A 1,391-nucleotide genomic window follows, 5' to 3' on the forward strand; every position below is an offset into this window, starting at 1 on the left:
CCAAGCAGGCATCGCGGCCCCAAGGATGAGCGGTTCCCCCATGTGTGGACGGCCCGTGGAATGCAAGACTTTTGTATCGATGGGATCGGTCAGGTTCAGTCATGTGTCCGGCCTTCTATCGTGGCATTGTAGCCACTGGCCCTGATGAAGTCCGCGGATGGAGAGCCAATCAATTTGTCGAGCTCAAGGCTCTGGGGGAACCTAGGCTTTGCTCCATCCCCGGTCCAACCGGTTCGCCATCATTACTCAGTCCTTCATTCCTCCGGTCGACGATTGCCGAGCCGGATTCCTCAAACGGCTGCGTGCCGGTAAGTCTCCTCTCTTCTCAGAAGAGCCCACGCGACGCGGGCGGTCTTGTTTGCGATCGCTACCGACACCATGCGTGCCGGTTTGCGCTGCAAGAGCTTCGCGATCCATGGGAATGATGGGGCATCAATGCGCGCCCTTCGTATGACGGCAGTGGCGCCGACTACCAGCAAGCGTCGGATTGTCCGATCGCCCTGCTTGCTGATCCGCCCTAGCCTCTCCTTTCCGCCACTACTATTTTGTCGCGGCGTTAAGCCAAGCCAAGCCGCGAACTGTCGCGCTGATTTGAATTCCTCAGCATTTCCAACCGAAGCCGCGATTGCTGCCGCGGTGAGAAAGCCGACGCCTGGGATGGTCATCAGCCTCCGAGCGGCACCTTGGTCCCGGCACCACTGCATTATGGTGCGATCAAGCTCGGCGATCTTATTGCTCAGCTCTTCTAGCTGCATCTGAATGTGCTTGAAGGGTTGCCACGACGGTTCAGGAAGATGGTCTTTCGCGACGTGTAAGGCTTCGAGAGCAGCTTTCAGCCCGAACTTTCCTTGAGGCGTGATGATACCGAATTCGGCCAAATGGCCTCGGAGTGCGTTGATCAGAGCCGTTCTCTGCCGCACAAAAAGATCTCGGGTCTTGTGCTGCATAAGAAGAGCCTGACGCTCGCAATTTTTCACCGGTACGAAGCGCATGGTGGGACGGGTGACTGCCTCGCAAATCGCTTCGGCATCTGCTGCATCGTTTTTCCCACGCTTCACATACGGCTTTACATATACCGGAGGCATAAGCTTCACATCGAAGCCTAAGGCACCGAGTTCCCTCGCCCAGTAATGTGAAGTCGAACAAGCTTCCATGCCGACCAGGCAGGGTGGCAACTGCTCGAAGAAATGCAGGAGCTGGTTTCGGCGAAGCTGCCGCCGGACAATAACATTGCCGACGTCATCGATAGCATGAACTTGAAACACGTTCTTGGCCAGATCCAGGCCGACGACAGTGATCTTCTCGAAAGTCATGACACGGTTCCTTCTCTGAGTTGCGCAGAATGATCTTAGCATCTCGCGCGACGGGTTCGGAGGGCCGTCCACATCATC

Annotated in this window: 1 protein-coding gene; it reads right to left on the reverse strand. The window is 56.6% G+C overall.

Translation table 11 applies throughout. The annotated features are described in order from the left end of the window. Window positions 1–290: 290 nt before the first annotated feature. Window positions 291–1,313: an IS110 family RNA-guided transposase gene (locus RNA01_RS23240; RefSeq protein WP_113465218.1), complete on the reverse strand. Its 1,023-nt coding sequence runs from the start codon at window positions 1,311–1,313 to the stop codon at window positions 291–293. Window positions 1,314–1,391: the final 78 nt, after the last annotated feature.

The sequence above is a fragment of the Paenirhizobium naphthalenivorans genome, assembly GCF_007992095.1.
GTDB classification, from domain to species: Bacteria; Pseudomonadota; Alphaproteobacteria; order Rhizobiales; family Rhizobiaceae; genus Allorhizobium; species Allorhizobium naphthalenivorans.